The organism is Paenibacillus dendritiformis (genome assembly GCF_015845845.1).
Lineage (GTDB): Bacteria > Bacillota > Bacilli > Paenibacillales > Paenibacillaceae > Paenibacillus_B > Paenibacillus_B dendritiformis_C.
Genome location: NZ_LDIG01000057.1, coordinates 1 through 6,989, shown reverse-complemented (window position 1 = coordinate 6,989; position 6,989 = coordinate 1). Strand labels below are relative to the sequence as shown.

3 protein-coding genes and 2 pseudogenes are annotated in these 6,989 nt (G+C 53.7%); 2 read left to right on the top strand and 3 right to left on the bottom strand.

Annotated elements, in window-relative coordinates; all coding sequences use genetic code 11:
* Together ABD76_RS31345 and ABD76_RS02435 are read right to left on the bottom strand one after the other, a co-directional pair.
* Positions 1 to 100, bottom strand: a pseudogene (locus ABD76_RS31345) (YqhG family protein); the annotation flags it as partial.
* A gap of 4 nt (positions 101 to 104) precedes the next feature.
* Positions 105 to 1,850, bottom strand: coding sequence for a DEAD/DEAH box helicase (locus ABD76_RS02435; protein WP_197253999.1), 1,746 nt, complete (start codon positions 1,848 to 1,850; stop codon positions 105 to 107).
* Between the two features lie 499 nt (positions 1,851 to 2,349).
* On the opposite strand from ABD76_RS02435, the gene ABD76_RS02430 reads away from it, so the two are divergent.
* Both ABD76_RS02430 and ABD76_RS02425 read left to right on the top strand, forming a co-directional pair.
* On the top strand, positions 2,350 to 4,935 hold the full coding sequence (locus tag ABD76_RS02430; RefSeq protein WP_197253997.1) for an adenosylcobalamin-dependent ribonucleoside-diphosphate reductase: 2,586 nt from the start codon (positions 2,350 to 2,352) through the stop codon (positions 4,933 to 4,935).
* Positions 4,936 to 5,277: 342 nt separating this feature from the next.
* A pseudogene (locus ABD76_RS02425) lies at positions 5,278 to 5,916 on the top strand (IS4 family transposase); the annotation flags it as partial.
* Between the two features lie 782 nt (positions 5,917 to 6,698).
* On the opposite strand, the gene ABD76_RS02420 reads toward ABD76_RS02425, so the two are convergent.
* Positions 6,699 to 6,989 (bottom strand): transposase (locus ABD76_RS02420; RefSeq protein ID WP_197253995.1); only part of this gene is annotated, 291 nt, incomplete at its 5' end.

Here is a 6,989-nt window from a genome sequence, read left to right as displayed (position 1 = left end):
ACAGCTTCACGGTCACATGGGCCGGCGACTTTTCGAGAATGTGGCAGTCCGTCGCCTCCAAATAGCGCAGCACATAGTCGCGCACTTGCTCGGTGTTCATCATCTCAAGCCTCCGCTTCCGTACTGATCTGGTCCAGCAGTTGTCCGATCGCCGCCTTTCGTCCGTCGTCCGCTTCGGCTTCCACTTCCGCGCGGATGGCGTTCAGCGACTCGCCGAGATGCTCGACATGGTGGCGGATCTCCTCGTCGCTGCCCGCTTCCAGCAGAATGCGGGTCAGGCTCTTTTCCAGGGAGTCCTGCTTCTCGAACCGTTCCAATATCATATCCAGCCGCCCGATGACCATTTCGAACATATTGATCTTTTCATGCAGCAGATTCAAAATATGCTCCTCGATCGTGCCGCGGGTCGATAAATTGTAAATGCGCACGTCGTTCATTTGGCCGAGGCGGTGCACCCGCCCGATTCGCTGCTCGACGCGCATCGGGTTCCAGGGCAGGTCGAAATTGATCATATGGTGGCAAAATTGCAGATTGATGCCCTCCCCGCCGGCCTCGGTCGCGATCATCACCTGGGCGCGGCCGCGGAACAGATCCATCATCCAGTCCTTCTTGCCCCGGTTCATGCCGCCGCTGTACGGCACCGCCACGATGCCGGCCTTGCGGAAATATTGCAGCAAATATTCCTGCGTCGCCCGGTATTCGGTGAACACGATCACCTTCTCGTTCGTCTGCCGGATGATGTCCATGGCGGCTTCCGCCTTCGTATTGGACGTAATCGCCTTGATCAGATCGACCAGATCCCAGATATGATCGCGGATCGGCGAATCCTCGGGCAGCTTCTTCGCGAGGTTGACGAGGGTCAGGAAGACCGCGTCGCGGCTGGAGCACACTTCCCGCTGGAGCGTAATCAGCGAAAACATGCTGCCGATATCGCGGCCGTTCATCTGATATTGCTCCTTGATGAAGCGGGTGACCCCCTCGTACAGGGCCTGCTCGTCCGGGGATAGCGTCAAGGGCACATTGCGGACGATGCGCCGCGTGAATTGCACGCTGCCCTCGCCGCGCCGGTTGCGCACCATCACCTTGGACAGCTCGCCCTGAAGCTGCCCCTCGTTCTTCGGAAGGCGCTTGTCGGCGACGAAGTTGCTGCTGAATTCGCCCTGCCCGCCAAGCTGTCCCGGCTTCAACAGGGTAATCAGATTGTACAGCTCGTTCATATCGTTCTGGACCGGCGTGGCTGTCAGCAGCAGGCAATATTTTTTGCGCAAATGCTGAATGAACTGGTAGTTGGTCGTCTTGCGGTTTTTCAGCTTATGCGCCTCGTCGACGATAAGCATGTCGTATTCCTGCTCCATCAGGATCGATTTATGCGGATCGCGCTTGGCGGTATCCATCGAGGCGACGACGATGTCGGATTGCCATTGATATTTTTTCTTCTGGGCCACCGCCGCGATGCCGAACTTATGGTGCAGCTCGCGCACCCACTGCAGCACCAGGGAGGCGGGGACGAGAATGAGGGCGCGCTTGACGAGCCCGCGAATCAAATATTCCTTCAGCACGAGTCCGGCTTCGATCGTCTTGCCGAGTCCGACCTCGTCGGCCAGAATCGCGCGGCCGCGCATCTCGTGCAGCACCTTCTTGGCGGTCTCTACTTGATGGGGAAGCGGTTCTACGTTCGTAATATGGGTCAGGCATTGCAGCTCGTCGAACGCGCGAATGCGCTTGGCCTGCTCCGCCTCATAGGCCAACTGGAACAGGGTCCAGTCATCCCAGGGGCCGTTCTTGTCGATGCGGGCCGACAGTTCCTCCAGCCAGCCGCGGTCCGTCACGATAGGCAGCGAGCCGGACATCGCGGGCGAGGACAGCGGCCAGGAGTTCCCGGCGGAGCGCAGGATCGGGCCGCTCCCCGGGCTGACCGGGCCGGCCAGGACCGATGGCGGCGGACCGGCAATGCCATCATTCGGCTGCTGATGTCTGTTCATCCTCTCGACCTCCTCTATAGAGGTAGTATGGACGTTATTGCAGGCTTTCATAACCGGCTGCAAGACGGAGAGGACGGAGAGCGGGGAGCCTGGAAGAGGGGCGGGAGCAGGGCGAGTATGCCTTCCTCCGGAAAAAGCAAGAGACAAAATAGAGAGATTGCTAGAGAAAAACGAAGCATGGTGTTCCCCGGTTCTCATCCATTCGCCATATTTCCTTTTTTCTTATTAGAAATTCTATATGTAGTATAGTACAATGATTTTCGCACACAATATATTGTGGAAAATACATACATTGTACAATGCTTCAATTGTCGTGTGCGGTGGTAATCATTCAAGTATCGATCAATATATAGGAGGTTGTGTTCTTTTGAATACGGTGCATAAGCAGCGCTTGGAAGGCTTGAGCGAGAAAATATTTCTGGATCGGTACGCATGGAAGGATGCGGACACGAACAACACCAAAGTAGGGGATGTCGTCCTGGTACTGACCAAAGACGATCCGAAGTTCCCGGCGAAGGAAGTCGGAGAAGTGGTAGCGCGCGACGGCCGCTTCGTCTCTGTCAAGCTGCGAAGCGGAGAGGTGGTTCAATCCACGATCGAGAAGCTGACCTTGACGATAGAGAAGACGCCGGAAGAAATGTGGGATCGGCTGGCGGCTGCGATGGCATCGGTAGAACCAACCCCGGAAAAACAACAGGAATGGACGGAAAAATTCCGTTATATATTGGATGACTGGAAGCTGGTTCCTGGAGGCCGCATCGCCGCCGGGGCCGGGGCGAGCGAGGAATTGACCCTCTTCAATTGCTACGTCATCCCGTCGCCGAAGGACAGCCGCGGCGGCATCATGGAGACGCTGTCGGAGATGACCGAGATTATGGCCCGCGGCGGGGGCGTCGGCATCAACCTGTCGTCCCTTCGCCCGCGGCGCGCGATCGTGCGCGGGGTCAACGGCTCCTCCAGCGGCGCCGTGTCCTGGGGCGGCTTGTTCAGCTATACGACCGGATTGATCGAGCAGGGGGGCAGCCGCCGCGGCGCGCTCATGCTGATGATGAATGACTGGCATCCGGACGTGGTCGATTTCATCACGGTGAAGCAGACGATGGGCCAGGTGACGAACGCCAATCTGTCCGTCTGCGTCAGCAACGCCTTCATGAAGGCCGTCAAGGAAGATCTCGATTGGGAGCTGGTCTTCCCGGATACATCCGATCCGGAATACGATGAGCTGTGGGACGGAGACCTCGAAAAATGGAAGAAGGCCGGCAAGGCCGTCATTCCTTACCGAACCGTGAAGGCGCGGGAAATCTGGCATACGATTATCGAGTCGGCCTGGAAGTCGGCCGAGCCGGGCGTCGTGTTCATGGAATATTACAATCAGATGTCGAACAGCTGGTATTTCAACCCGATTATCTGCACGAATCCGTGCGGGGAGCAGGGCTTGCCGGCGTGGGGCGTCTGCAACCTGTCCGCGCTCAATCTCTCCAAGTTCTATGACGAGGAGAAGCATGATGTGGCGTGGGACGAACTGTCCACCGTGACGCGCTATGCGGTGCGTTTCCTGGATAACGTGATTGACAAGACTCCATATCATTTCGAGAAAAATAAAGAGAATCAGCAGAACGAGCGCCGCGTCGGCTTGGGATCGATGGGCTTGGCCGAGCTGATGATCAAGCTGGGCATCCGCTACGGCAGCCCGGAATCGCTGGAATTCCTCGATAAGCTGTTCGGCTTCATCGCGCGCGAATCATATCTCGCGTCGGCGGAGATCGCAGGCGAGAAGGGTGCGTTCCCGGCATTCGAGACGGAGCCGTACCTGCAGAGCGGCTTCATGAAGAATATGCTTGAGGTGTATCCGGAGGTCGGCGAAGCGATTCGCCGCCAGGGCATGCGCAATGTGACCGTCATTACGCAGGCGCCGACGGGCAGCACCGGCACGATGGTCGGCACCTCGACCGGCATCGAGCCGTACTTCGCCTTCAAGTATTTCCGGCAAAGCCGACTCGGCTTCGACGAGCAGTTCGTGCCGATTGCGCAGGAATGGATGGACGCGCATCCGGGCGAGGAACTGCCGGATTACTTCATTACGGCGATGGATCTGTCCGCCGAAGATCATATCCGTGCGCAGGCGGCGATCCAGCGCTGGGTGGACAGCTCGATCTCGAAGACGGCGAACTGCCCGAACGACTTCACGGTGGAAGAGACGAAGCGGCTGTATGAGCTGGCCTTCGATCTCGGCTGCAAGGGCGTGACGATCTACCGCGACGGCAGCCGCGACGTCCAGGTTCTGTCGACCGACAAAGGAGACAAGAAGGAAGACGGGCAAGCTTGCCAGGCCGAAGCCGGAGCTCTGGCGGAAGAGGCGGCAGCAGCGCCGGCTGCTCCGGCGACCGGACAGGCAGTCGCGCCGAACAACGGCGGGGGCGGCAATGTGTACAAGCGCCGTCCGCAAGTACTGCGCGGCGCGACCTACAAGGTGAACACGCCGTTCGGCATGGCCTATATTACGATTAATGATATGAACGGCATTCCGGGCGAGATTTTCCTGAACGTGGGCAAGGCCGGTTCCGATGTGTTCGCGATGGCGGAAGCGCTCGGCCGCGTCTGCTCGCTGTTCCTCCGCTACGGCGATCACGGCAACAAGGTCGAGCTGCTCATCAAGCACCTGAAGGGCATCGGCGGCTCCGGCGCGATCGGCTTCGGCGCCAACCGCGTCGAGTCGATTGCCGATGCGGTAGCCAAGGCGTTGGAGATTCACCAGCAGGAAGCGCTCGGACTCGGCGCCGAGACGGACCCGGCTCCAATCGCCGCGACGATCGAGGCCCCGGTCATCGGGCTGAAGGAGAGCGGCAGCGCATCCGCCTCGCGCGACCTGTGCCCGTCCTGCGGGACCGCCTCGCTCCTGAACGTCGAGGGCTGCAAGACCTGCGCGAACTGCGGATACAGCCGCTGCTCGTAGATAGACGATAGTCCCACTGGAAGGGGATATATATTGTGATTCTGCATAACAGGTGAAACTTTTTGCCCAGTAAGTGAGAATAATTCGTCAAAAATATTGAGAAAAATGGATTTGCACAGCATGTTGTATATTTACGCATTAATGAATGTGGGTGCATGAACATTCAAAGTGTAAAACCAGCCTGTAGCGGCAGCATTTAAGCAGCTACAGGCTGGTTTCATGATCGGGATTATTGGGATAGATTTGCCGAGTGGTAGCTTCTCATGTTGGTCTTGAGTTATTGCATTCCACTCGAGCATTTTTATGCTGCAATTCTAGGCATTTTTAGTATGCAATAAACATCATGTCATTGGTATGGTTAAAAATGACAATAAACGATACCTCGTGAACGGGAATCGGCTTTCTCTGAAGGAATTGTATCTGGCGGCTCCGCGAGTTGAAGGAAAGAAGTCGGACATCCTTCGTTCTACCCGGACGGAGTTGGTTCCAGGCATTCCTGTCCTCGTGGTGTTTATTCGGCATCGCACGAAAAAGAATGAGTGGCTGGCCATTCTCTCAACCGACCTGACCTTGTCCGTCGAAAAAGTCATCCAGATCTACTCCATGCGATGGGATATAGAGGTTTTCTTTAAGTGCGCGAAATCCTTGTTGCGCTTGCAAAAGGAATTTCAAGGCCTCTCCTATGACTTGCTTGTTAGCCATACGACCATTGTATTTTCTCGATATATTCTTCTTGCATGGCAGCATCGTCAAAGCACGGATCAGGGAACTCTTGGTGGTTTGTTTTATTTGCTATGCGATGAGGTAAGCACCATGGATTGGGTGATCGCTTTACAACAACTGCTCGAATTAATCAATGAAGTAGCAAATACGGCAAGCAAAAAACTCTCAAAATTAATAAAAAGTCAACTTCAACAATGGATCGCCGGTTTACCCAGCTATCTCAAGGCTTACCTGCCTATTTCAAGCTGCGAAGTTTGAGTTAGTAAGTATAGTTTTTTATTTTGCGATTGTAGATCTCATATGTAATCTTTGGTTCGCTCAATATAGTAAAGCTGATCAGGGGGCTGCTGGATATGTAATCATACCAACTACACTTTTTGTAATTGGACCACCTACTTCTTTGCCTTTGTCATTTTTTACTATTAAAACAATTAGAAAATATTTAGGAAATAAAAGAAAACAGAACCAATAAAAAGTCGAACAATAATGATTTTTTTGAAATTACTCAAAGAAGGTTAGTACGTCAGATTACACCGTATCTACGCGACAGGCTCTGCTCTTGGTTCGCGAGAAGAGGTAGTCAGAGAAGTGGATTCAAGCGGACAACCCTGCGAACCTAACCGCGTCGCGGTCGCCCCTTTGGGGCTTAAGGTTCTCAGGTTCGTGAATACAAGAACGTTAACGGAAATCAGCGAAAAATAAATTTTAGATACTGGAAGGGGAGAGCTTGATGAGCTTTTTTAATAAAGCAGTTGATCGAATTAACAATATAGATGTAAAACAATATTCTGATTTGTCAAATGAAAGGTATGATGAGATAAGGTCAAAAGGAGAATATTCTTCGGATGCGACACTTATTGCTGAATACTATCGTAGAGTTGCTATCTTATTGCAATTTCTGAATAAAGAAAGTATAAGTATTTTTTCAGTGCTTTCGAGAATCATTGAAAAGGACATAGATATTCTCGATTATGATACGGTTCTATCGGTCAAGTCCAAAATTGTGTGTAAATTCCCTCAAGTAAAACTCGCGCGCCCCTTTAACTTAATCGCACAATTTTGGATTCGGTTTTTACGTTCGTTTTTCGCCACTCCAAATAATCCGTCATATCCAGATACTTTCGGCCATTGCTCCACTTTTCATCTATCTCCATTAGCAAGGCTCCAAGTAATCGATATGCAGAATCGCGGTTTGGAAAGATACGAATCACACGCTCACGACGTCGTACTTCCTCATTCAAACGCTCTTGGCTGTTCGTCGTACGCAGACGCTTGCGGTACTTCTCTGGAATCGACATTACCGCCGTAGCATCGTCGAAACCTTGCTCCAA

Bases quoted from the DNA above. Each gene is read 5' to 3' on its own strand.
- ABD76_RS02435 (WP_197253999.1), bottom strand. From the start codon at position 1,850: ATGTCCGGCTCGCTGCCTATCGTGACGGACCGCGGCTGGCTGGAGGAA.